The sequence below is a fragment of the Sporosarcina sp. P17b genome (genome assembly GCF_002743115.1).
GTDB lineage: Bacteria > Bacillota > Bacilli > Bacillales_A > Planococcaceae > Sporosarcina > Sporosarcina ureae_C.
The window spans coordinates 92,861-117,735 of sequence record NZ_PDYP01000005.1 but is presented as its reverse complement, the minus strand read 5'-3'; the positions used below and the strand labels follow the sequence as shown (position 1 = coordinate 117,735).

Sequence of the window (24,875 nt, the reverse complement as noted above, 5' to 3'; positions counted from 1 at the left end):
TATAAAAACCTCAATTCCAATTCAAGAATTGAGGTTTTTTCTATTACTTGTTTTCTTCTACATAATCTTCAGGTGTTGCACGATAGACGATGAATGACAGCACGACCGCCACGAGCGACATAGCAAACGCGATGAAGTACACAAGCTCTACTCCAGCAACGAGTGCGAGATCTGCTGTTAACGCATCTGTAGGCGTCTGAGACTTCTCTAGGAAGTGCAGTTGTCTCGCGTTCATAATACTAATGAAAACCGACACGCCGATTGCACCAGCGACAGGTTGTAGCGTCGACATCACTGCTGTACCGTGCGGATATAATTTCTTAGGGAGTTGATTTAATCCGTTCGTCTCCGCAGGCATCATAATGGCAGAGACCGCAAGCATTAGTAAAATATAACTGACGACGACAACCCAAATCGGCGTCTCGAGCGTTAACCGGCTCATCATGAACATCGTTGCACTCAATACGATCGTAGCAGGTATCATCAGCACACGAGGTCCGAACTTATCAAATAGTGAGCCCATGAATGGTGACATAATACCGTTTAGTATACTGCCTGGCAGTAAAATCAAACCGGCTGTGGCAGCAGTTAATGCGAGAGGACCTTGCATGTAAATAGGCAAGATAATTTCCGATGCGAACATCGCCATAATGATGATCAGAAACAGAATGACGGCGTGTGTGAACATTGGGTAACGGAACACACGCATATTCATGATCGGTTCTTCTAGCTTCAACTGACGTAGCACGAACAGGACGATCCCGATCACTCCGATGCTAATAAACAGTAAGACGAGCGGATCTGCAAAACCTTTTGCGCTGTTACCAACAGAGCTGAACCCATAGACGAGTGAACCAAAGCCGATCGATGAGTAGACCAATGAAAGATAATCGATTTTAGGCTTTGTGACTTCGGTAACGTTGATCAAGTATTTAAAACCGAAGGCAATCGAGAATAGCGCGAATGGAATGACTAACAAGAATAGATAACGCCATCCTAAGTATTCCACGATGACGCCTGATAACGTCGGACCAATTGCGGGCGCAAACATGATGACAAGTCCGATAAGTCCCATAATCTTTCCGCGTTTATGTGGCGGATAAATGAGTAGGAATACATTGAAGATGATCGGCATGAGCAAGCCTGTTCCAACAGCTTGAATTAATCGTCCTGTTAAAAGAATTGCGAACGTCGGTGCACTCGCTGCTACGATCGTTCCGATAGTGAAGACGGTCATAGTACCAAGGAATAGCTGGCGCGTTGTGAACCATTGGATTAGTAATGCTGAGATGGGAATGACCACTGCCATGACGAGCATGAAGCCTGTCGCCATCCATTGCACAGTAGGTAATGTAATCGAAAATTGATCCATTAACGTAATAAGTGCGATGTTCAATAATGTTTCGTTTAGAATAGCGAAGAATGCACCGATGATCAGTGCAAGCATAATGGGTATCACTTTGATATTCGGATTATCCGCCAAGTATTCGTATTTCTGTTCGTCCATCTGAAAACCTCTTTCGTTGATCACTTGAATTCGGCAATATAGATACCGTTCATTTATTCTTATCATGCTTTTTTATAGGCGATGTGTCAATCTTTCGGGTTCTAAAAGAACAACTTTTTTCAAAGATTTACTTTCTCGTTCACATTCACTATCTAGCCTAGATTCTCACCTCGGCTAAAATCCAATACAGGCGCGCGATACACATGCCTTTGCACAGCTTGTGTAGGAATTACCGGTTGTTCATTCAAATAGTTTTCAAAGTTCGTCGGGTTGAATAACGTGGAAGGACGTAAGTATGCACGGTATTCAGGATTGTTATTCCACTGCGTAACTTTGAGATCAATGACTTGTATGAAATCTTGTTGTGTATAGCCTTCTTTCACTCTTGCGTTGATAAATTTCTTAGTTGCTGCAGATGTTGTTTTAAATTGCTTACCGGTTTTCTCGTTCAAATACGAAATGACGAAATGCGTAACGTCGAGAGGCTTCTCGACAAGCTCTTTATTCTTTATTTCTTTAGGTTCTTTAAGTTCTTTGGTTATAGGCCGTCTCACATTGGTACAGTCCCTCGTTTCATGTTGGTATGACACAGCGTTTCGAAGTGAAACGTCCGTTGTATCAGATTGAAACATCGCATGATCTACTTCCAGTTCACTTTTTGCTAGTACCGTTTCTTCTACCGACGTATCTTCTTGACTAGAAAAAACCGGTAGTTTAGTATAATCAATCCGATACCATTTCGTCTTATCGATTTTCATTTTGTTATATTGTGAAGTCGAAATGAGGTATCCTTGCTTTTCCAAATTATAGATCGTGCGTTTGATCGTCATACACGACAAGAATGAAAATTCCTCCTGCCATTGATCAACCGTTTTATACACCCACCGACAGTTGTCGCGCACATTTTTTGAAATGAGTGAGCGGAAATGCAGTTGCTGCAGAAATAACGCCTCATTCAATCCGACTAAATGGACAAGAGACGGCAATAATTGTAATGGCTGTTCATTGATTAATAACTTCATACTGAATTCCTCCTAAAAAGTATGTAAGTGATAGCAATTCACCACTTCACTTACTATATAGAAGGCTTTTTGCATAAGGATACTCCTATTCAAACTATTTTTTCTAGCTACAAAACTCCACGAAAAAAGAGCGGAAGCATAAGCCTCCACTCATTCGTATTACACATTAGTTGATATTCACTACTTCCTCGCTCGCCGGTTGAAGCAAATGTATCGCATTCGACTTACATACTTCATAATCCACGAGGTACATCTTTTCTCCAAAGTTCTGTCGCTTCGAATAAATGCAGCCGGACTTCTCCAGTTTTCGTATTGCACGAATAATCGTAGCCATTGACCAGAAACTCATCACAGCATGCCACTCTTTATACGACCTGCGCACCCACTGCGTCCCTTCTTCCGTATCATACGGACCGAAAGACAGTTCGTGGATTTGCTGCAAGAACATCGATTCATTGAGTCCGATCTTCTCCGCTGTCTGTGGATGAAATTGTAGAAACGATTCATGGTTAATTTGCATACTAGTTTCCCCCTATTAACTTGTTGTAAGTGGCAGCTATTTGCCTCTTCACTAGCTATATAGAGAGCTTTCTGAATAAGGATACTCCTTTTTAAAATAAAATTTCAAATATATAAAAAAAGAAGTCAGTGCAGGATAGAAATGCCGTCTGTTAAACAGTAGACGAACATGTACACACCTTTCACTAACTTCTTTAAAGTAGTCACTTCAGAACAAGACGAGTTGATGGATTACAATTCACGGACAGTAATCGGTATCAATCTGCGCTCCATTTCATCACGTTGTTGCTCATATTGTGCAGGTAATTTCAATTCTTGTCCCATCGTTTCTTCCGACTCATCATGCGCAAAGCCTGGAGGATCCGTCGCAATTTCGAATAAAATTTCTCCATGCTCTCTAAAGTAAATCGCATTGAAGTAGTTTCGATCTTTAACTGCCGTCACGCCATACCCATGTTCTGAAACATGGTCTTGCCATTCCAATTGATCTTCGTCATCAATCGCTCTCCACGCAATATGGTGAACAGTTCCGACGCCCATTTGACCTTTACCCGTTGAAGTTGCTTTGAGATCGACAATATTTCCAATGTCTGCGGATGAACGGAAACGAATATAGTCTCCCTCTTTTTCGATCCGTTCAAGCCCCATGACGTTTTCCAATAGATCTGCTGTTTTAGTCGGTTGTGAAGAATATAAAGTAGCGCCACCGAAACCTTTAATCGCTACTTCAGGTGTCACGCCTCCAAATGTCCAGGCATTCTGTTCACCTTCCGCACGCTCCACTAGTTCAAGTTGAAGACCATGTGGGTCATTAAACTGTAGGTACTGCTCACCAAATCGTTCTGTCTTCGTTACATCCACGTTAAATTTGGCTAAGCGTTGTTCCCAAAACATTAGTGCTCCAAGAGGAACAACATAAGAAGTTACACCTACTTGGCCATCTCCTATTTTCCCTTGATAGGCATTTGCCCATGGGAAGAACGTGATAATCGAACCTGGTTTGCCGCCTTCATTACCGAAATATAAATGGTACGTACCTGGATCATCAAAGTTCACTGTTTTTTTCACTAAACGTAAACCTAAAACGCCTGCATAAAAATCGACGTTTTCTTGAGGATGCCCAACAATAGCTGTAATGTGATGGATACCACTAGTTTGCTTCATCATATTTCCCACTCCTTTTGTTATTCACTATATAATTAAAGTCAATTAATCTAGTATGAATTCGAGGTATCAAATGAAAAGTTACAAGTTTTGCGCGTGAAAGCCTACTTTTTTCAGCTGTTCAATTACTTCTTGCTTTTCTTTTACGTCTAATCCACTAAAAATTTCTTTCATCGCTTTTTTATGTTCTGGAAAGACTTGATTCATCAGTTCGGTTCCTTCAGTGGTCAACGTAGCATGGATGACCCGACGATCTTTCGGACACGGTTTTCGCTTTAACAACTGTTTCTTTTCCAACTGATCGACCACATACGTAATACTACTACTGGCAATTAACACTTTCTCACCAATTTTTTGTATCGGTTGATCACCTTTGCTGTAAATGAATTCCAGAACCGCGAACTCTGTCGGGTTTAAACCCAAACATTTTATATCTTCAATGACACGCTTTTTTATTGACTCTACAGCACGGGTTAGAACAACGAATAATTTCAGAGATAATGCCTCTTCCAGTTGATCTTTTGCATTCATACTTATCATCTCACTTAGTTTTACTATTTTTTCATTCACTAACTAGTGGCTCAAGTAATCCTATTCAATCAGAAAGAGGCGAGTATCGTCTATTCGTTATGCTGGATTCACTTGAAGTTCTACTGTGATTTTAATATCGTCGCCTACTAATACGCCGCCTGTTTCTAGCGCTTGGTTCCAAGTTAAACCATATTCTTTTCTAGAAATTTTGATAGCTGTTTCAAATCCAACTACATCCACACCCCAAGGATTTTTCCCAGCTCCCGTACGCGATACGTTAAATGTAGTTTTCTTCGTAACATCTTTAACTGTCAAATCGCCAGTTACATCGTATTCGTCTTCTCCTGTTTTGACAATTTCAGTCGAATCAAATGTGATAGTCGGATACTGTTCTACATTAAAGAAATCAGCTGAACGAAGGTGGTTATCACGATCTTCATTATTTGTATTGATCGTGTTCACATCAATCTTGAAGTCAATCTTCGCATCTGTTAAATTGTCTAGATCTCCAGTAACCGATCCTTCCACTCCAGTGAAGCTACCTCTTACATTGGATACCATCATATGTCTTACTGAAAACCCTACGTTCGTGTGCGCTGCATCTACATTCCATTTTGTCATGTTAAAACTCTCCTTTTTATTTACGTATTAAGACCATTATACAATGTAACTGTCTCGAATTCAATATATTCAATTTGGTTGTATCTGAAATCGTTGTATTTAAGTGTAAACACTCTATTACTATGACCTATATAGAAAACTTTATACCTTTAGCTTATTTACGGATTGTATTCAATGCTGTTGTCCAAGGAATTACTTGGTCTAACATTTGGTTTACTGAAGCGGCCTGTACGTCAGCAGCTTTAAGTTCTGTGCCATTTTCAAAGTCTGTAAACAATGATAATGCCGGGTGAACACGAACATGCGCTACGGATAATTCGCTCAAAATACCACGTAAATGTTCTGCTGCACGAGCTCCGCCAACTGAACCGTATGAAACGATACCTGCTGCTTTGTCGTTCCACTCTACGCGAAGGTAGTCTAATGCATTTTTAAGTGAAGCCGAAATGGAGTGATTGTATTCTTGAACGATGAATACGAACCCGTCTTGTTTTGCGATAATTTCTGACCATGCTGCTGCGCCTGATGCATCGCCGCCTGCTTCGCCCAGAAGTGGTAATTTATAATCCGCGATATCAATAATCGTGTAATTCGCATCTCCGCGTTTGTCTGCCAATTCTTTTACCCATGCTCCTACTTGTGGACTTACGCGTCCTTCACGTGTGGATCCTAAAATAATACCGATATTTGATTTTGTCATTTTTATTTCCTCCTGTTGTTTTGTTCCAAATAATTTACTGAAAAAACTCATTGTTCATTCCAACTCCTTACAAATACTCTTTATCAAATGTACGTGTGCTACGTACTGTATCGATCGGTCTAACTTTTGCTTCAATTTCTTCGCGGTGTCCTTCAAGGAATGGTGGTAATGAAAGAATCTCCCCAACTGTTTCATACGGTTCGTCTCCCATGAATCCAGGACCATCTGTTGCCCATTCAAATAGAATGCCAGGCGCGACTGCTGCGTATAAAGATTCAAAGAAGAAGCGATCCACATAGCCTGAAGTTCTAAAATCCGATGATTGCATATGATTTATCCATTCATGCAATACGTTCGTATCTTCCACGCGGAAAGCTGCGTAATGCACTGTACCAAATCCTTGTCGACCTTCAGGTAACGTTTCATTATGTTCCACGATGACTTGCGCGCCATTTCCACCTTCACCCACTTCGAATAAATGGAATGAACCTTCACTTGCAAAATTTTCGCATGAACATTGCATTTTCCAAAACACCTTTAAACTTATCAAATTCAGCGATACGAATATGAATAGGTCCTAAACCTGTAATGGCGAACTCCAATGGTACGGGACCATTTTGCCAAGGTGTTCCTGACTCAATACCTTCGTTCAACTCATCGGAAACTAACATATATTGTTGATCATCAAAGTCTACAAATGAAAACGTCTTTTTACCGAAAACTTCTTCGATTCCATTATGTTGTACTTCATATTTTTCAAAACGTTTCATCCAGTAATCAAGTGCCGCATCTGTCGGTACACGGAATGAAGTTTTATAAATTTCATTCGTACCATGCGTACCTTTTGGAATACCCGGGAAATCGAAAAATGTCATATCTGTTCCAGCCGAGCCTTTATCGTCTGCGAAGAATAAGTGGTAGGTTTGCACATCATCTTGATTGACAGTTTTCTTTACGAGACGCATTCCTAATACAAGGTGAAAAAATCATAATTCTTTTCTGCACTACTCGTAATAGCTGTTACGTGATGAATTCCTTTTAAATGGTTCATATACATCCTCCTATATATTAGCTCGTTTTCATATACTATTAATTCGAGACAAATTTGTTTAAAAAAAAGAGATTGTCTTTAAATTAGCGTCAATTGCTTTTGCAATTAATTAACCTATCTCGAATTCAATATAAATATAACACGGGTAAATTTCATTGTCAACACATAAAATTGTAAATTCATTTATTCGTGGCTACTTCTTCAACCCACTAATAGTTCCACCCATAGACATAGTCGCAGTCATTTCAACAAAGAACAGGACAAGTGTAGTATCTTCATTCGCGACAAACGATGGTAGTGGATTGACTGGATCGGTTACCGCTTCTTGTTTGCCAATTGTCAGATGCTCCATCGTAATCTCTCCATTCATGACGTATAGGAAAGGAGTGAGACCTGAATAGCTTGGAACGTCAACCACTTCACCTGCTTTAGGATGCGCGTCTAGAATGTAGACTTGTTGTCGTACATACAATGGGGCTTCGCTACCTTCAGGCCCTACCATGACATACCAATCCTTATTGTCTACCGGTTTATCATGAAATTGAATTTCCGGTGATAGATCGGTTTCATTCGGTCGCACGAAGATTTGAAGCATTTCTACTTCATCTTCTTTTACTTTTTCTTCATGCCAAAACCCTGCTCCTGCATTCATCAACATTAATTTCCCACGAGCAATCGGCGCTTCAAATCCTGCAGAATCACGATGATGCATGACGCCAGAGCCAATATAGCTTAAAATTTCATCATTGATATGCTGGTGCATTTTAATCGTTAACCCTTTTTTCATCACCGCATGGTCAATGATTGCTAATGGGCCAAACGCTGTGTCTGTTGTTTCATCGCCAAGAATATCGCCTGGTTGAACGCGTGTAATAGTGAAAGGTCCTCTAAATGGCACGGCATGATTTCCTGCTGCGAGTTTTTGTAACAATCGTAACTCCTCCTTTTTCATCGTATACAATAAAATCGACTATCCAAAAGGAAGTCGATTTTATGTTATAGTACGTGTTTTACAGAAATACTTCTAGTAATTTAGTTTACAGGTCCTTTATTGATCGCAGTCAATGTAGAATTAACAGCAAAGATTTTTGCGTTAACGCCCGTAATACCAAAGCTAGCTAATCTCTTTGTATGCATCTCTACATATTTTTCAGCCGATTCTTTTGTTTCGAAATTGTAAATCCCACCGGCTTCTTTGGCTTCAGGATCTTCCGTCCATATTTTCCAAATGAATCCCTCTTCTTCATTGATGCTTTTCGCCAAATCAGCAAACCCTTCTGCCATTTCTTCTCCAAACGGTCCATCCATTTTAAAATCAACTTGTGCAATGTAGCTCATGTTCATTCTCCTTTTCATTCAGTAGTTGTGAAATAGACTTCTCCTAGTATTTCTTTTGCTTGATATGGATTCGGTGAAAGTTCTTTTTCTACATAAGAAGCTACGTCAGATTGTTCTACATCGTACATCACTTCAATTTCTTTTGAGAAAAGTAGTCTTTCTTTTTCAAGCAAGCTAGAAATTGCTGGTTGTGGCTTTGGTTGTAGTGTGTCCACGTCAAGAACTTTTTTTAATCCATCGACGTAGGATTCAAGTGGACGACCCCCTACAATTTTCAAGCCTTTATTTTTTGCATTGATCATAATAATGCTTGGGAAACCCGTTGCACCTAAACTTCTAGCTTGTGCAAAGTCTTCATTCAATAATTGTTGTCCGATTGGTTGTTCAGCTTCATTGACAATCGCTTCTCCATCAAGGCCAAGTGCATTGACGATTCCAACCATCTCAGCGCGTTCTGAAATATTTTGATTGAATACGAAAAGCTCTTCTCTTGTACGTCGTAAATAGGCAGATGCCAATGTGTCGCCATGATTCTTTTGAATAATTTTAAATACGCGAGACGGAGGATACGAAGATTGGACTGGATTATCAACCATTAAACTACCATCAATCGACATTCTTGAATGTTCTCCAACTTCTCTCCAATGACCCGCCACGTCAGCCGGCTTATAAATACCATTTCCAGGATCGATCGGCCCGTCATGCCATTTTTCCAATAAACCGCCCATCACCGTATGCATGTTGAAATAATGACCATATTGTTCTACAAATCGACGAAGCTCAGGTTCAATCGCCCAACAATGAGAACATATAGGATCCGTCACATAATACAAATTAATCTCTTTTGCTGTCTGATTAAAATCGATTATTTCCATTTCATCGCTTCCTGCTTCTCCACATATTCCTGTTTCCATATCACACATCATATTATTGTTGTTTTTCAATGTATTATTCCCCTTTTCTATAGTTTACGGAATCCGCGCTTTCTTCCGTTCGAATCTATTTTTTCTAATTTCCACTGCTAGCGCAAAATTTAATTACGTTTCGCATCCTCTGCTTTACGCGCTAATCATTTGCCTACAACTAAATTCTATACCATAATGAAAATGATCAACACCAATAGAACCTTGGTTTTGTCGCTTATACAACACATTGAAGACATTGTCGGAAAAGTAGGAGGGAAAACGACATGAATCAACCGAAGACGGACCCACGAATTCTACGTACACGTAAATTAATCATGGATACTTTTATGGAACTGTCGGGTAAAAAAGAATTTAAAGATATTACGGTTACAGATATTGCGGCGGAAGCGATGATTAATCGTGCAACGTTCTATTATCACTTTGAGGATATATATGACTTATTGGAAAAGGTATTATCTGAAGTGTTAGTAGTGAATTTGGATTGCAGCAATTATCAAGGCAATGAATTAAACGAAGAAGTGATCACGAGTATTTTTGTAGCGATCACGAACTTCCAAAAATCCTTATCGAACCGTTGTCACAGGGGATACGAAGATACGATTGCTCGGAATATTCGAGAACAGCTCGAAATCATTTTTTATAGAATGCTGTTAAAACAACATAAAACAGAAGAAGATGAAGGGTTGAAGATTACCGCTGTCATCTTGAGCTGGGGAATCTATGGAGCTTCTGTAGAATGGAAAAGAAAGAGTAACGAGATCACACCAGAAGAATTTATTCAATTAGCTATTCCTCATTTACTTCACAAGCATGACAATTGAATAACGCGTGACATGCACACACTAAAGGAGATATACACACATATGAATGGATTATTTACAGGGTTTCGTGCTGTCTTAGTCATTTTCTGCCTATCGCTATTGCCATCGACAGCATTTGCTTCGGATAATGTACCCCATCCTGAGATGAATGACCACCCGTTACAGCAATTCAGTTTTTCGCAACCGGCCGCACTAAAATCCACGGAATTGAGTGAAGGGTTGATGGCTGAACAAAATGAGCCAATCGAAGATAATAAGTCATTACTCTTTACAGTTTTAGCGGGTCTCGCTGTACTCACAACCGGAATGATGGCTGGTATCGTCTTTGCATACGCCAACTCCGTCATGCCCGGTCTACGTAAAGCAGAAGATCGTACTTTCGTTCTTGCCATTAGACACTTGACTTCATCCGTAGCCAATCCACTTTTCCTTATCATTTCAAACGGTGCTCTTCTAGCGCAAATTGGATTTATTGTAGTAGCTGTTTTGACGCAGCAGTCTTCTCAAATTGTTTTAGGATCGATCGCATTGATCTTCTATATCGCGACTTTACTTATCACTTTCTTAGGAAATCTTCCGTTAAATAAAGCCATTATCTCTGCAGAATTACCTGCAAGCGATGCTAAATGGAATGAATTAAGAGTACGTTTTGAATCTAGTTGGACATTACTGAACAACTTGCGAACTATTACTTGCATTTTAAGTGTCTCTACACTAATCGTAGCATTGCTTAGTACATATTATTGAAAATGCGTTTAAAAGCCATAAAGTCCAGTAATTAGTGAATGAAACTCTTCCAAAACACAATAAAAATACTAAACTTTCTATCGTTGTATTATCTTCCCTCTTACTCCAATATGTGAACGCGTTTCAATATTCCGAATATATTAAAAGGTATTGACCTTTCTAATAGTTGTCTGTTAAATTGTATTGTAGTATATAATATTCAGTGACGAGAAAGAGTACGATAGGAATCCTGTTCCCAAGAGAGTCAGCATTTGGTGAAAGCTGATGAACAGATCGTGTCGGAAAATCATCTCCAAGATGCAAAGTTGAAAATAGTAAATTTTGCCGGACTTCCGCCGTTAAATGGAACATGTATAATCGTATGATGATAGTGATTGTAATTTTTCTATCGTTTTACGAAGATTTTCGAACATGGGTGGTATCGCGAGTAAAGACTCGTCCCTATTTAGGGGGCGAGTTTTTTATGCGCAAAAATAAAGGAATGAAGATGTAAGCTGCACATCGTACCCGATTGATCGGAATCAATTTTGCGGTGAAACGTATATGTCGAATCATCGGTATTGGGTAAATTATCGATACAATTGACACTATATTTTGCGAAGTCGCAATATTCTAGATTACAATAACTCTATATAGTAATATTATGTACTATCATTTTACTCTAGGCACACACAAAACACACCAGGAGGTATTATAGTGAGTAAAAAACACATACTATTCACAGGATTCATGCTTTTCTCCTTATTCTTCGGAGCTGGAAATCTCATCTTTCCACCATTTCTTGGATTAGAATCAGGCACGAACTTTGCACCCGCCATTACGGGCTTCCTCATCACAGGCGTACTACTGCCTTTCATGGCAATCATGGCGATCGCCTTGTCTGATAACGGACTATTGTCGATGGGTAACCGTGTACATAAAGTGTTCGGAATGATTTTTGCCATCATTATCTATATGTCCATTGGAGCCTTTTACGGTATACCGAGAGCTTCAAATGTTGCATATGAGTTAGGGTTCAAACAAATCGTTGAAGTGAATGGCAGCATCCCATTGCTTATATTCTCTATATTATTTTTCGGTTTAACCTATTACATCAGCTTAAACCCTAAAAAAATCGTGGATCGAATTGGCCAATTTTTAACGCCTATTCTTTTGCTAGTTTTAGGGGTACTCGTTGTCCAAGCTTTCATCAAATTTGATAACATATCTTCTGCTCCACAAGCAGATTATGCATCAGCCCCATTCGTAACTGGCTTCTTGGAAGGCTATTTCACAATGGACGCTGTCGCAGCGCTGGCGTTTGGAATTGTCGTGATCAACGCGCTAAAAGACAAAGGTTCCAGATCGAAGGCGGAGCTTGTTAAAGGGACTCTCGGTGCCGGCTTCATCGCAAGTATCGGATTGGCCACTGTCTATTTCTCACTCGGGTGGATCGGCAAAGTGATTCCAAATGAACAATCTTTTGGAAATGGCGCAGAAGTATTAACGGAAGCAGCTCGCATGTTGTTCCCAAGCGGCGGCGGACTACTTTTCGGAATCATTGTCATGTTGGCTTGTTTAACAACTTGTGTCGGTCTAATTAATGCCTGTTCAAGATTTTTCAATGAAATTCACCCAAAATTGAGTTACCAGGCGTATGTCGCTATTTTTGTATTGTTCGCGTTGTTAGTATCCAATTTAGGATTGAATGCCATTTTAGCTTTGGCTATACCTTTATTAGTGTTTATTTATCCGATCTCCATCGTGCTAGTCATTCTTTCGTTATTCCAACACGTTGCAGGTGGCGGAAAGATGATGTATCGACTTTCCATATTTATCACAACTGTTTTTGCGTTATACGAAATACTGACTAGCATAGGGTACAGTTCGGATCGCTTGACTGACTGGCTAGAATTTATTCCATTTTTCGAACAAGGACTTGGCTGGGCTTTACCCGCGCTCGTCGCTGCCATTGTTGGTTACATTATGGATAAGTTTAATAATCAAGAAAATCAATAAATCCAATCAAAAATCCCGATTCTTAAATAAGAGAATCGGGATTTTTTCGCTTTCTATTACCTTTTATTGATCTTTTGCGCAGTTTTATACCCCGCGACCACCATCAATACACCGACGATCACCATGATAATGATTGTAATCGGACTTCACTCCTTCAAGTTTACTTCTGTAAGGCGTCCGTCAGTTCAACAAACTCTTCTACGTCTTTCGCAACGAGCGCAATGCCAGCCGCCCAGAAATCTTCTTTTGTAATATCTACATCTAAATGCTTCTTCGCTAAATCTTCTACTTTCATCGATCCTGTATCTTGCAATAACGCGATATACTTCTCTTCAAATCCTTCAGGTTGTTTCAAGTATTCCGCGTAGATCCCTAAGCTGAACAAATACCCAAATGTGTACGGGAAGTTATAGAACGGTACACTATCGATAAAGAAGTGTAATTTCGCTGCCCAGAAATGTGGATGGTAAGAAGACAAGCTATCACCGAATGCTTCTTTTTGCGCTTCGACCATTAATTCATTCAAACGAGTTTCCGAAACGATGCCATTTGCGCGCTCCGTATAGAATTTATCCTCGAATATAAAGCGGGCACGGATATTTAAAAACATAGCCGTTGCACCTTCTAATTTATTGGCAAGCAAAGAAATTTTCTCTTCATCCGATGCAGCATTTTTCACCGTAGCATCTGCAATAATGGTCTCAGCAAACGTACTGGCCGTTTCCGCCACGTTCATCGCATACCCTTGATTAAGTTCGGGTAGATCTTTCATGACGTGACTATGGAAGGCATGCCCGAGTTCATGCGCTAATGTACTCGTATCACTTGGTGAACCTGTGAAGGTCATGAAAATACGCGACTCTTTGAATTCAGGCAAGCTTGTGCAATAACCGCCTGGGCGCTTATTCGAACGATCTTCCGCTTCAACCCAGCGATTTTCAAGTGCATGCTTTGTGAAGGAGGTGAGTTTCGGTCCGAATGAAGCGAAATTTTCAATAATGAAATCGCATGCTTCATCGTAAGTGAAACGAGTCGGTTTCGTTTCCCCTACCGCAACAGGAGCCGCCACGTCTTGCCAACCAAGTTTTTCTACGCCGAATAAATCTGCTTTTTGCCCTAAGTAATCAATAAACGTTTGTTTCTGCGCGTCCACTGCCGACCACATCGCGGACAACGTCTCTTCGGACATCCGATTATATTCAAGTGGTTCTTCTAAATGGCCTGTTCTCCCGTGTACTTCTTGCAATGTCAGACGGTAACCTGCCAAGTGATTCAAGATATCCGCAAAGATCGGTCCGTTCGTCGACCACGTTTTCTCCCAACTGTCAAAAAGGTCTGCACGCACTTGTGGATCCGGATCAGCGTACATTTTGTTCATCGCTTGACCAATGGATAAGTCCGTTGTGTCACCGTCTTTATCTGTAAAAGGAACCGTCATCGTGGAGCCCACCGTATTATACAAATCGCTCCATGCTGCAAGGCCATCTTTATTTAATTTAGCAATCAACTTTTCTTCGTCTTCAGATAATAAACGTTTACCTTCTTCGCGTATTTCATTCAACGCAAAGCTGATTTCGTGTAACATATCATCTTGCAGAAGACTTCCCCAATTTTCATCCGAAATCGCTACAAGTTTCTTCGTAAAGATCGTAGACAATTGCTGAATTTCACTACCTAACTCCATCACCTGGCCTTTGACAACGCTTGCATGCGCATCATCCATGAAAGCGTCTCGCCACATATTGATGAATGTGCCAACCTGCCCTAAACCTTTCCCAATGACTTCTTGCTGTTTTAATAATTCAGCTAGTGTAGAAGCACCGTTCGCTGGATCATAATTCCACGCTTTTAATTGATCTGCATACACGACAATATCTTCTTTTACAGCCGAAAGCTTAGTTTGTACTTCTTCAGACTGGGTTCCCCCAGCAAAAATAGTTTCTAAATCCCATGTGTTTTCATATTTCAATGGATGTCACTCTCCTTATATCCTTCCATTTTAAACTTTATTAGTGAATTAAGAAAGATTTGTTAACTAATTTTCTGATAAATCATAAATTACGCATAAAATGTATGATTACTATTGCGCTTTTATTTTTCTCTACCCATATTTGGTTTAACCTTTATATTCAAAAAGCGTACTAATTCTCAAATGAATTAGTACGCTTTTACTTCTTATGTAAAATAAATATAATCATAAAAAAAAGACCCTCCATAGAGGGCCTTTCTAAAGCTTAAATTAAGCTTTTTGAACGTTAGTAGCTTGTAGGCCACGTTGTCCTTGTTCGATTTCAAATGTTACACTTTGACCTTCGTCTAAAGATTTGAAACCGTCGCCTTGGATAGCTGAGAAGTGTACGAATACGTCTTCCCCTGCTTCGCGCTCGATGAAGCCAAAACCTTTTTCTGCGTTAAACCATTTCACTGTACCTTGTTCCATAATTAATTGCCTCCTAGTGTGGATGTCCACACAATGATGTTACTATACTTGCTCAAAACTTTAGACGAAAAACAAAATATATTTCCATGAAATATATTCTCGATCTGAAAAAGAACAAAGATAATACTCTTTAAATATAACAGACATTAAATAAAAAAGCAACCCAAATGATTACTTCTTCGTATTTTGCTACTGCAATCTTCGTATACTAGCTATTAAAACCTTGTTAGATCAAGCTAGATCAACCAATAAAATAATTTTATTTTCTTAAAATTAGAAACATTTCTCCATACGAATATCCGCACGCATATCCCCTTCGTAATACGTGAAGTTTTCTATCCGGCCGATTTCTCGATACCCTAATTTCTTATACAGTTTCAAAGCGGGCTCGTTAAACTCAAATACACCCAATTCCATTCGCTTAAGACCTTGTCCTTTAATTTGTTGTTCCAAGTAGTCGAGCGCCGTAAAACCAATGCCCTTCCCTCGTCCTTGACGTTCCCCAATGGAAATACTGATCCACGCCGTCCCGGGTTCTTTTTTAAGTAAATGATCAGGGTCCACTGTATAGCTCATTTCACCGATTAGCTGATCCTCCAAATAGATAAGGAATGTATGTTGATATGCTAACTTTTGAATAACATCTTCTATAGTGAGAGTATATTCTTGCTCTAATGCTTCTTTACTTGGATTCGGTTGATTCAAAGGTTTCAAATACATATCATTCCCCCAGCGATTCAGCGTGTGGATCAGCGCAGCTGTAGGTTCCGTTAATTTCACAAATTCTATCGTCAATATATTACCCTCCTGAGTCTGTATTTCCTCGTGCAGTCAGTCCTACTCATTAGACGTTTCCTTCATTATATCAAAACGCTCTCCATTTGCTTCATATCGAATACCTATCCGAATGCCGTGCGTAGTCAAAAGAGCAATCATGATATACTAAAAGAAACGTTATAGAAAGACAGGAGCGGACATGTTGAGATTGAATCAATATATTAGTTCTTCAGGGTTTTGTTCGAGAAGACAGGCAGAGCGGTATATTACAGCTGAAAAAGTTTTAGTTAACGGCAAGATTGCTTCCCATGCGTATCTAGTTGAAGAGAACGATCAAGTTGAAGTCGATGGTCATCTAATCGCACATACTTCCGAAGACGTATATATCATGCTCAATAAACCAAGTGGCATTACGTGTACAGCGTCTCCTGCTATTGCTGGTAATATTATCGACTTCATTTCCTATCCTGAACGGATCTTTCCCGTTGGCCGTCTAGATAAAGAAACGGAAGGTCTGATTTTATTAACGAATGACGGAAGTATTGTGAATGCGTTAATGAAAGAAGAAAATCAGCAAGAAAAAGAATATGTAGTAATTGTTGATAAAAAGATTACGGGCACCTTTATAGAAGACTTATCAAACGGTGTAGATATTTACAACCCAAGAATTAAAGGGTACACCACGACTAATCCTTGTCCGGTCACTCAGATCGATGACTATACGTTTCGTATGACGCTTTCCCAAGGATTGAATAGACAAATCCGTAGAATGTGCAGACGTTTTCAATATACTGTAACGCATTTACAGAGGGTACGAATCAAACATATTGAGCTTGGATCATTGGAGAGCGGTCATTGGCGCTATTTGACTGAAGAGGAGATCGCAGGGTTAAAGTAGTTATACGAATACATACACAATTAACACGTTATAGTTATCCGTTTGTATGTTATTAAATTTAAAGAATAGCCTAGTATCGCATTTGCGACACTAGGCTATTTTAAATACATTATTTATTTATATAATTACTCTTTTACGCTTTACTCGTTTGTTTAGCTTCCACTAACAAGCCGCCTTCGCCTTCAAGATACTGGATCATACCTTCTGAAGCGCGGTAAGCAAACGCACCGATTGTTTCAGTCGGGTCATGGTTACTGTTGTGTGGGAATGAAGATCCACCTAGCACGAACAAGTTTTCCATATCCCACATTTGCGAGTACGAGTTGACAGCGGATGTCTCAGGATCTTCACCCATGATCGCACCGCCGAGGAAGTGATTTGTGTAGAACTTACTGTCAAACTTCACATCATCCGGAACATCGACTAGGTCAATAATATCCGCACCCATTTCTGTCATAATTTCTTTACATGTTTCTACACCATGCTGCGCGCGTTTAATATCTTGCTCTTCATAGTGCACCGTTGCACGAATCAACGGATCGCCTAGCTCATCTTTATACGTAGGATCTAAATCCAAGTACGTGTACCGGTTAGGCAGAAACGCAGTCTTCGCTCGAATGATCAAGCTGCGGTTATGATAAAACAAGTTCTTCTCTTTGTATTCTTTACCCCAAGCAGGCGTGCCTTCTGGTACATGGTTATTATCGATAGGACGCTGACCTAAATGGTAATAGCGGATTTCATAACCGTGAAGGAAATCAAGGTCTGTATGATCCACGTTATCTCCCGCAAAGTCATCTACTTTTGCACCTAGCGCACCTGTACCCATCGATAAATTCCACTTTTCATTATCGAAGAAACCACGTGCACCAATGTACGTACTAATATTACTGAAGTGGCCTGTAAAGTTTTTACCGATTACGCCTTCTTGCGTTTCAGGATTGTACGGCTTGCCTATTTTCGACTTCAATAATAGCTTGTTATTCGTAAAGACGAAGCCAGCGAGTACGACGATATCCGCAAGTTGGATAAATTCATTTCCTGTAATATTATCGATATATTTCAAACCAATCGCTTTCGTTCCGTCATTAATGACTTCCGTAACTGTCGATTCATTGCGGATCTCAAAATTGCCTGTTTTTCTAGCTGTTTCAAGGACGGTAACAATTGGATCCCCTTTGGCACCGAAGTCACATCCGTACTCTTCACAGAACGCACAATACATACATGCATTGATTGTCTCGCCATCGGGATTCGTATATTGCTCAGACATATTAGCTGCTGGCAAACGATATGGGTGATACCCCAAGTTTGTTGAAGCTTTTTTAAACAACTCGATCGATGGAGTGGTTTTCAATGGCGGATTCGGATACTTGTCCGAACGTGGTGGCCCAACAGGGTTTTCTTCACCAGAAACTCCAGCTGTTTTTTCAAATTTATCATAGTACGGTTCCATGTCATCGTACGTAACTCCCCAGTCCTGTATCGTACAGTTTTCTGGAATTTTTTCCTTGCCGTATCGTTCTACTGTTTGGCTATGGATCTCAAAGTCATAAGGCAACCAACGTAAGCTCACGCCATTCCAGTGAACACTTGCACCGCCTGTGTCATTCCCGAAACGTGCATAGTTGTTATTTCGCACTGGTTTCGCCACTTCGTCCATACTTCCTCTTGCAGTTACCGTATCTTTTGATAAATCTTGCATCATATTGTAGCGAATAGAATATTTCAATTCGTCTTTCGCACCGATAAAGTCGTCACGTGACTGTTCTTTACCTCTTTCAAGTGCTACTACGTTGTAACCTTTTTTCGTCAGCTCGGCCGCCGTAATTCCACCTGCCCAGCCAGAACCGACGATGACGACGTCTACTTTTTTTAACTCTACTGCCATATGTCTTACCTCCTGGAAACGCTAAATTTTATTTCTTTCGTTGATAATCTGTCAAACTGATTGGATCCAGTACGACGAAGTCTTCACTTTCAATGACGTCCGCATAAGAAGGTCGCGCACCGGCAAATTCTTTCATGCGCCAGCCGTCCATGTTTTTATTGCCACCATATAACGGATCCGAAAATGCACCTTCCAACGTCGCTTGCTTAAGTAGTGCGAAAAACGCATCCGATGGAATGGATTTCATATCGAGCTTACCCGCTTCAAGATCGCTCATGATTTCATGTTGTTGCTCTTCTGTCGCCTGATCAAATGAAGTATCAAATCGTTTTGTGCTTTCATTATTCATCAAGCGCAATCCTTCAAGGAATATCTTCCCACGATTCGCGCGTGAATGATTGACTTTTTCATCAGCCTTCTCAATTTTCTTCAAACCTTCCAGATTGGTAAAAGGTGCTTGACGGTAGTCGTCACCATTTATGCCCCAAGTTCCTGCGAGTTGTTTATCGATAAAATACGGTACATCCAACCCGATAGCTCCTGGACCACTGTCGTCTTCAGGGAAAATAAGTTCCGTAGCCGTTGCCAGTACGATAAAGTCTTCAAAGCGTCCGAAGAAAACTCGTGCGTGGGACGGATCCACATTAGCAGCAGTTTTTTCGTTTTCCCCTTTTTTCCCGTCATCAGATTTCATCTGATTAGTAAATAAGCCGCCCAGCAAAGATCCACCTGCCACGCCACCTACTACTAAACCGGTGTTTTTCAAGAAATTTCTACGTCCTGGATCATGACTTTCTGTTTTTGGATTGTTGTTGTCAGCCATTTCATCACTCCTATGCATAAAAGTTTTTGTGCATTGTTATGTACTGTAAAATTGCGCGGTTATTCATTATGTTCTGAAATTTCATTTGAGATTAAACCATTTACTTCAATGAATGCAGAACTGTATTCACTTCCATATTTTGTCGATTTGTTAGAACATTACCATTTTCGGCAAGATGAACTAAAGACCGCTACAATAACCCGACTTTACCATAGTTCATTTTGCTAAATAATACATTATGTAATAATAAATACTAATTTGCTAGAAACGTATAATTGATTGAATTTCTTATAAGCGAAATCTTATGAACAAAAACACATTTCCTTGCTGGTTATGCCATTAGATTATTTTTAAAAAACGTGGTTCTATTTAGAAGAACTCTCCACAGTAAATTTGACCTGATATTTTAATTTAAAACTCTATATTATAATGTTTTTCCGTTTATAGGGAATGTCGTCATTACGTAAAAGCAGTACAAAAGTTTTTTATTGAATTTTATAATTATTCATTGATGAAAACCATTCATCACCGAACAATATTCACGATAAACTTGTAGCGTATTCTTCTCATTGAATTTACTAATATATTTTAAGGTGATTTATTTGATATTATTATAAAAATACCCCGACACCGCAAGTTGCGATGCCGGGGTATAAGAAATATTCATTTCACGTTCTTATTCATTAATGCTTTTACAGGAAGGAATAACTCACCTGTTTCCAAATACGTCACAATCAGTTGATCGCCTACTTCTACATAAATTGAAAGTGGTGCCACTTCCGATGAAACAAGGAAGTTTCGGCCGTCTTCTGTTAGGAATGAGACAAGCGTGAAATCGCCTACACGTTCTTTAAACACCCGTGCAACCGTGACATTCGCTTTCGCTTCTTCTGCATTTGAACTTCCATCTACTGTACTACCACCTCGTTGGAGCGCTGTTTTATATAATTTCAACGCTTCATTTGGTGAATTCGCAAATACAGAGATCTCAGGATTCGCAGCGGAAACAATGAAATAATTTTGCAAGAATCCGTTCGAATCTAATACCGGCGTCAACCAACTAGCTTCCCCGTAGAAATTATACAAGACGGGCATTTCCCCGCTCCATTTTTTCTCAATAAACTTCTTCTCAATAATCTGGAGCGCACCTTGTGAATCCATGTAGGACTCTTCCAAGTTCCCCGTGTAATACGTTGCTTTCCCTGTTCGGCCATCGGTTAATGCATAGCCAAGCATCGAATCTACGCCTTCTTTCGGGCTAGTGAAATCCGTAAAGTAATACATATGTCCATCCGCATCAAAGATCGGGCTAACATTTGCTTCTGTTCCTTCGTCTGAAGGAAGTTTCACGTCTTTCTTCCCGACTACAGAGTTCCAAAAACCATGAATATAGTTTCCGAAATAACTATTTTGAAGACTTACCGCTTCAGGCGAAATCGCTCCGTTAATAAATTCCGGAACATCTTTCAATGCATATTTCTTCGTAGCACCCGTTTCCGGATTCAACATGACAATTCCCTTCGCGTTAAATCCATTACGTGCCGTTATGAATTCCCCGTATGTGCGAATATAATGCGGCTTGCCTTCATCATCAATTTCCAATTGAACATCTCCGTAAAAAATCAAATCCGGCATATCCATACGCATTTTACGATACACTTTTTTATGCAAATAGGAAGAAGTTGTATACGCCATTTCCGTTTTGATAAATTTAGGATTATCCGATGAATCCGTTGCACTCATCGTAAAATAACCTGGTGTAGTTTTCCCGTTGAACCACTTAAAGAAACCTGAAAACTCTACAGGCGCAATGTAGACGAATTCATCTTGTACTTTTTGAATTTGCAAATGACCCAGTTCATAATAGCTCGTATCCGGGACTTGACCGAACGCTTTTTTCATTTTATTGCGTGCAAACTTCGGCGGTACACTCGCAGGCGTTTTCGTTTCATCAAACGCTGTGATCTCTACTTTTTGCGCCATCGCAACCGTTTCATACTTTTTATTCGCATTAAACAATGGCGCACTTAAGATATACACACCGACTAGAAGCGCAGCAAATGACACGACCAGTTTGACTTTGCGTTCTAAACCTTGAGAAACAACGGCTCCTAAAATAGTCACTATAAGAAGCAATGTCCAAAGCGATGTCCAGTTACGATCCAAATTCGTTATATAATAAAATACGAATACACCAATCGTAGCAATCACAGCAAGTGTTCCGAAAGCAACCCATCGGTTAAATGACAACTTCTCATTTTTATTATTTACCGAAAGGAATGGAACGATAATAGCACTTGCCACGACCCCTGCGAGTAACGAAAATAATAGTAAACTCCACATATTCAACACTCTTTTCTAGGAACAAGATTTTTATTTCATACTCTGTATACGTATAAGATCGAAAACCGTTTCAAATTTATATTCATCTTCTCTATTGACTCTTACGTAACGTTATACTTTAAAGTAGTAATTGTAGGGAGGTGCATACAATGAAATGGATGGTAAAGGAAGTTGCTGAATTAGTAGGAATTAGTGTACGCACACTGCATCATTATGACAAAATCGGTCTCCTAACGCCGGATGAGATGACGGAATCTGGATATCGTCTGTACTCAGCTGAAAATCTGGATACATTGCAACAAATACTGTTCTTCAAAGAACTCGACTTCCCACTTAAAGAAATAAAAGAAATGATTAGTAGTCCATCATTTGATCGTCAAGAAGCGCTGAAGCTCCAACGCCATATGTTGCTGCAAAGACGCGAGCGGATCGACAGACTGATTGCCACAATTGACAAGACTACTAAATTTGAGAAAGGAGAGAAACAGATGTCTAATAAAGAAAAATTTGATGGCTTTGATTTCAGTCATAATTCGTATAAAGAGGAAGCGCGTCGTAAATGGGGCGATGAAATAGTGGATCAATCGACTGCTGCCATTGAAAACAAATCTACTTCAGAACAACATGAGATGGGCGAGAAGATGACAGCGATCTATAAAAAATTGGCCATGCTGAAAGATACGTCACCTGAATCTGTAGAGGCACAAGTAGGTATCAATGAATGGTATGACTTCTTAAATCAGCACACTGGCCACCATTACTCGTTAGATGCATTTAAAGGACTTGGGCAACTGTATGTGGATGATGAACGCTTCATGCAGAACATTGACCAATTTGGAAACGGCTTGGCAACATTCATGCGCGATGCTATGAAGATCTATGCCGAGAAGAGCAAATAATACGAAGAGTAAACAAGCGCCGACATTCCTATATGGGATTGTCGGCGCTTATTTTTCTTCCTATATAGTTGTAGTAAGAAGTGTAATTTCATTTGACAAAAATGAGTACTACCGATCCATTCACACTTCCTTGGCAGATGTCTCTTTTATAGAAAAGTTGTCCAGCACAGGTTTCGCTTCTAACTCCGTCACATCCAAATCGACCGCATGGGCTTTCATTCGAATCGACAGCAAGAACGCTATGCCAAGCAATGCACTACACATAATAAGTGCAAGCGGTATTTGCTGAAAACGATCAATAATCCAGCCGCCGATACCCGGACCGAGCAACTGTCCTCCTGCGAAGAAAAACGTCACATAGCCAAGTGCGACAGGTGCGTACGTCGGATGGACTTGTTCCGTAGACAGCGCTTGACAGAGCGACAGCATCCCGACAATCGTTGCTCCCCATAGGAATTGGCTAACGATGAGTCCGATATAGACCGGGAACATCACCGGAATGATTAGAGAAACTGCTCCAATACCAAGAGTTGTAAGCAAAGCCGATTTACGACCAATACGGTCCGAAACCCCGCCCCATAAAGGCCCACTGAAGATCGCCATAATTCCACTGATTGCCATGATCTGCCCCGCCTGAAACTTCGTCAGCCCTACTTCGAGAATATAACTGAACAAGAAGCTTTGCGGCACCAAATAGGCAAAGCCCACAAGGCCGTAAATGAAAGCGACGCGAAGTACGCGTTTATTGAAGTATACTTTCGTCCAAAATGAACGTTTCTGCGTCTCCTTCGGCAATAATGGGATCGGTGGGTCACGCAAGATGATCATCGCGATTATAATGGAGACGATTGACACAGCGCCATAGAAGAACCATAAATAGCGCCAGCCCATATCCCCGAACCACGTCGTGAAGAATGGAATTAAAGCACTTGAAATTAATGTTCCGAGCCCCATGCCGCTGACAAGGAATCCAATCAGCATGCCGCGCTTTCTCGGAAACCAACCGACTAATATAGTAATAAGCGGCGTGTAGGTGAAAGCGGTTCCAATTCCGAGTAATAACATCGCAGAAAGCGTCCAGCCATACCCTGTGATAAATGACAGCATGAATAATCCGAATGAAACGAGTCCAGTTCCGAAGATGACAAGCTTTTTGGCACCGAATTTCGTGACGAGCAATCCGACAAAGATCACCATCATCAAATAGCCGATCGACACGGTCGTGGCGAGTAGTCCGGCTTGTTTATAGGACATCTCCAAATTTTCTTTCATGAAGGGCATAATAATTCCGTACGACATCCGTCCAAATCCGAGAGAACTGACGGTGACGGCGACACTCGCAAATGCATATTTCCAAATATTTTGTTCGTGCTCCTTGGCTAACATAAGAATTCCACCCTTTCTTCGCGTTGTGCTTCATTCTTTGTGAGAGAATTCATTCAGAATTGCGTCAGGGTGTTAAGTCGTAGTAGCTTCGGCAGGAATTCTGAGTTTGTGTATTTTATGTCTAAAGTGTGAATTCTATCCCTAACACTATAGCATTCATGTTAGATTATTCCAACTTCTTTTTATTTTACATAATTCTATTATTGTTACCTTTGAAGAAAGTGAGGAGATGGATACCTTTGATCTTCGTTCCAGGCGGACGCTTTCCGCGGGCACGGCTTCAATCTCCTCGTCCGCTTCGCTACCTGCGGGGCTTTCAGCGCGCGCTGTTCCCGCTGGAGTCGCCGCCTGGAACGAAGATCAACTAGTTTAGTGTGTTAACGATCGTATTAAACTACATACTAGATGACGTTACTGCTTTTCTTCACAACGCTAAAAACGCTGCCGCCACAAGTCGTAACTTCACGACTTTT

General features: G+C 40.3%; 22 protein-coding genes, 1 pseudogene and 1 other annotated feature. Of the genes and pseudogenes, 5 read left to right on the top strand and 18 right to left on the bottom strand.

Annotation, left to right across the window (positions count from 1 at the left end; genetic code table 11):
• Positions 1–43: 43 nt before the first annotated feature.
• The 11 genes and pseudogenes from CSV76_RS07845 to CSV76_RS07795 all read right to left on the bottom strand — a co-directional run bounded on the left by CSV76_RS07845 (position 44) and on the right by CSV76_RS07795 (position 9,379).
• Positions 44–1,507 carry an MDR family MFS transporter gene (locus CSV76_RS07845; RefSeq protein ID WP_085426156.1) on the bottom strand — a complete coding sequence of 488 codons (1,464 nt, stop codon included), beginning with the start codon at positions 1,505–1,507 and terminating at the stop codon, positions 44–46.
• A gap of 152 nt (positions 1,508–1,659) precedes the next feature.
• On the bottom strand, positions 1,660–2,529 hold the full coding sequence (locus CSV76_RS07840; RefSeq protein WP_099625195.1) for a conserved phage C-terminal domain-containing protein: 870 nt from the start codon (positions 2,527–2,529) through the stop codon (positions 1,660–1,662).
• A gap of 166 nt (positions 2,530–2,695) precedes the next feature.
• Complete coding sequence (locus tag CSV76_RS07835) at positions 2,696–3,049, bottom strand: hypothetical protein (RefSeq protein ID WP_099625194.1); 354 nt, start codon at positions 3,047–3,049, stop codon at positions 2,696–2,698.
• Between the two features lie 230 nt (positions 3,050–3,279).
• Complete coding sequence (locus CSV76_RS07830) at positions 3,280–4,215, bottom strand: ring-cleaving dioxygenase (protein WP_099625193.1); 936 nt, start codon at positions 4,213–4,215, stop codon at positions 3,280–3,282.
• Positions 4,216–4,293: 78 nt separating this feature from the next.
• The gene (locus CSV76_RS07825) at positions 4,294–4,743 is read right to left on the bottom strand and encodes a MarR family winged helix-turn-helix transcriptional regulator (protein WP_085426151.1); all 450 of its coding nucleotides are present in this window, start codon (positions 4,741–4,743) and stop codon (positions 4,294–4,296) included.
• A 96-nt stretch (positions 4,744–4,839) separates the two neighbouring features.
• Complete coding sequence (locus CSV76_RS07820; RefSeq protein ID WP_085426150.1) at positions 4,840–5,364, bottom strand: YceI family protein; 525 nt, start codon at positions 5,362–5,364, stop codon at positions 4,840–4,842.
• Between the two features lie 154 nt (positions 5,365–5,518).
• Positions 5,519–6,115 carry an NADPH-dependent FMN reductase gene (locus CSV76_RS07815; RefSeq protein ID WP_198166196.1) on the bottom strand — a complete coding sequence of 199 codons (597 nt, stop codon included), beginning with the start codon at positions 6,113–6,115 and terminating at the stop codon, positions 5,519–5,521.
• A 16-nt stretch (positions 6,116–6,131) separates the two neighbouring features.
• A pseudogene (locus CSV76_RS07810) lies at positions 6,132–7,115 on the bottom strand (ring-cleaving dioxygenase).
• Between the two features lie 193 nt (positions 7,116–7,308).
• The gene (locus CSV76_RS07805) at positions 7,309–8,046 is read right to left on the bottom strand and encodes a pirin family protein (RefSeq protein ID WP_158232762.1); all 738 of its coding nucleotides are present in this window, start codon (positions 8,044–8,046) and stop codon (positions 7,309–7,311) included.
• A 101-nt stretch (positions 8,047–8,147) separates the two neighbouring features.
• Entirely contained in the window at positions 8,148–8,453 is a 306-nt protein-coding gene (locus tag CSV76_RS07800; RefSeq protein WP_085426147.1) for a monooxygenase, read from the bottom strand.
• A gap of 14 nt (positions 8,454–8,467) precedes the next feature.
• Positions 8,468–9,379 carry a DsbA family oxidoreductase gene (locus CSV76_RS07795; RefSeq protein WP_099625317.1) on the bottom strand — a complete coding sequence of 304 codons (912 nt, stop codon included), beginning with the start codon at positions 9,377–9,379 and terminating at the stop codon, positions 8,468–8,470.
• Positions 9,380–9,642: 263 nt separating this feature from the next.
• Here CSV76_RS07795 and CSV76_RS07790 point away from each other — a divergent pair, with 263 nt between their 5' ends.
• The 3 genes from CSV76_RS07790 (at position 9,643) to brnQ (ending at position 12,945) form a co-directional block, all read left to right on the top strand.
• The gene (locus tag CSV76_RS07790; RefSeq protein WP_085426146.1) at positions 9,643–10,200 is read left to right on the top strand and encodes a TetR/AcrR family transcriptional regulator; all 558 of its coding nucleotides are present in this window, start codon (positions 9,643–9,645) and stop codon (positions 10,198–10,200) included.
• A gap of 42 nt (positions 10,201–10,242) precedes the next feature.
• Positions 10,243–10,947 carry an anthrone oxygenase family protein gene (locus CSV76_RS07785; protein ID WP_233204433.1) on the top strand — a complete coding sequence of 235 codons (705 nt, stop codon included), beginning with the start codon at positions 10,243–10,245 and terminating at the stop codon, positions 10,945–10,947.
• 193 nt (positions 10,948–11,140) lie between these two features.
• Positions 11,141–11,393, top strand: a binding site (T-box leader).
• A 250-nt stretch (positions 11,394–11,643) separates the two neighbouring features.
• The gene (gene brnQ, locus CSV76_RS07780) at positions 11,644–12,945 is read left to right on the top strand and encodes a branched-chain amino acid transport system II carrier protein (RefSeq protein WP_099625191.1); all 1,302 of its coding nucleotides are present in this window, start codon (positions 11,644–11,646) and stop codon (positions 12,943–12,945) included.
• A gap of 160 nt (positions 12,946–13,105) precedes the next feature.
• Here the strand turns inward: brnQ and CSV76_RS07775 are convergent, their stop codons facing one another.
• From CSV76_RS07775 to CSV76_RS07765, 3 genes are all read right to left on the bottom strand, one after another.
• Positions 13,106–14,914: a M3 family oligoendopeptidase gene (locus CSV76_RS07775; RefSeq protein ID WP_099625190.1), complete on the bottom strand. Its 1,809-nt coding sequence runs from the start codon at positions 14,912–14,914 to the stop codon at positions 13,106–13,108.
• Positions 14,915–15,184: 270 nt separating this feature from the next.
• Positions 15,185–15,385 (bottom strand): cold-shock protein, encoded by a 201-nt coding sequence (locus tag CSV76_RS07770; RefSeq protein WP_085130578.1) that lies wholly within the window; start codon positions 15,383–15,385, stop codon positions 15,185–15,187.
• A 273-nt stretch (positions 15,386–15,658) separates the two neighbouring features.
• Positions 15,659–16,180: a GNAT family N-acetyltransferase gene (locus CSV76_RS07765; RefSeq protein ID WP_099625189.1), complete on the bottom strand. Its 522-nt coding sequence runs from the start codon at positions 16,178–16,180 to the stop codon at positions 15,659–15,661.
• A gap of 184 nt (positions 16,181–16,364) precedes the next feature.
• On the opposite strand from CSV76_RS07765, the gene CSV76_RS07760 reads away from it, so the two are divergent.
• A complete protein-coding gene (locus CSV76_RS07760) occupies positions 16,365–17,060 on the top strand; it encodes a pseudouridine synthase (protein ID WP_099625188.1) in 696 nt (231 codons plus the stop codon).
• A gap of 133 nt (positions 17,061–17,193) precedes the next feature.
• Here CSV76_RS07760 and CSV76_RS07755 read toward each other — a convergent pair whose 3' ends face one another.
• The 3 genes from CSV76_RS07755 to CSV76_RS07745 all read right to left on the bottom strand — a co-directional run bounded on the left by CSV76_RS07755 (position 17,194) and on the right by CSV76_RS07745 (position 22,117).
• Positions 17,194–18,951: a GMC family oxidoreductase gene (locus tag CSV76_RS07755; protein ID WP_099625187.1), complete on the bottom strand. Its 1,758-nt coding sequence runs from the start codon at positions 18,949–18,951 to the stop codon at positions 17,194–17,196.
• Positions 18,952–18,979: 28 nt separating this feature from the next.
• Entirely contained in the window at positions 18,980–19,774 is a 795-nt protein-coding gene (locus CSV76_RS07750) for a gluconate 2-dehydrogenase subunit 3 family protein (RefSeq protein ID WP_158232770.1), read from the bottom strand.
• A gap of 663 nt (positions 19,775–20,437) precedes the next feature.
• Positions 20,438–22,117 carry a hypothetical protein gene (locus tag CSV76_RS07745; RefSeq protein WP_099625186.1) on the bottom strand — a complete coding sequence of 560 codons (1,680 nt, stop codon included), beginning with the start codon at positions 22,115–22,117 and terminating at the stop codon, positions 20,438–20,440.
• A 149-nt stretch (positions 22,118–22,266) separates the two neighbouring features.
• On the opposite strand from CSV76_RS07745, the gene CSV76_RS07740 reads away from it, so the two are divergent.
• Positions 22,267–23,016 carry a MerR family transcriptional regulator gene (locus CSV76_RS07740; RefSeq protein ID WP_099625185.1) on the top strand — a complete coding sequence of 250 codons (750 nt, stop codon included), beginning with the start codon at positions 22,267–22,269 and terminating at the stop codon, positions 23,014–23,016.
• A gap of 120 nt (positions 23,017–23,136) precedes the next feature.
• Here the strand turns inward: CSV76_RS07740 and CSV76_RS07735 are convergent, their stop codons facing one another.
• Positions 23,137–24,402: a YbfB/YjiJ family MFS transporter gene (locus tag CSV76_RS07735; protein WP_099625184.1), complete on the bottom strand. Its 1,266-nt coding sequence runs from the start codon at positions 24,400–24,402 to the stop codon at positions 23,137–23,139.
• Positions 24,403–24,875 lie beyond the last annotated feature (473 nt).